1 protein-coding gene is annotated in these 447 nt (G+C 71.6%); it reads left to right on the top strand.

Annotated features, from left to right (window positions below):
• The coding region (locus tag AC1DYG_RS19775) for a penicillin-binding transpeptidase domain-containing protein (protein ID WP_477641552.1) at positions 1–447 on the top strand (447 nt) is incomplete at both ends.

The following is a 447-nucleotide window of genomic DNA, read 5'->3' as shown; positions in this document are numbered from 1 at the left end:
CTGCAGGTTCCCGGCCGGGTCGACGTCAAGGGCATGGGATACGGCGGCGCCAAGGGCTGCCCGCCCGCCACCTACTGCGTGGAGAACGCGGGCAAGTACCCGCCCGCGCTGTCGGTGACCGACGCGCTGGCCCAGTCGCCGAACACCGCCTTCGTCAAGCTGATCGAGGCCGCCGGCGTCACCCCGACCGTGGACATGGCGGTCCGCCTCGGCCTGCGGTCCTACGCACAGCCCGGCACCTCCGGGCAGGGCGACGGTCAGTCCCTCGCCGACATGCAGAAGCAGCAGAACCTCGGCTCGTTCACCCTCGGCCCGACCTGGGTGAACCCGCTGGAGCTGTCCAATGTCGCGGCGACCCTGGCCTCGCACGGGAAGTGGTGCCCGCCGACGCCGATCGACTCGATCGTCGACCGCACCGGCAAGCCGGTGTCCGTCACCCAGCAGGCC

It is taken from the genome of Pedococcus sp. P1_H8, from assembly GCF_056405175.1.
This window is presented reverse-complemented; position numbering and strand designations above follow the sequence as displayed.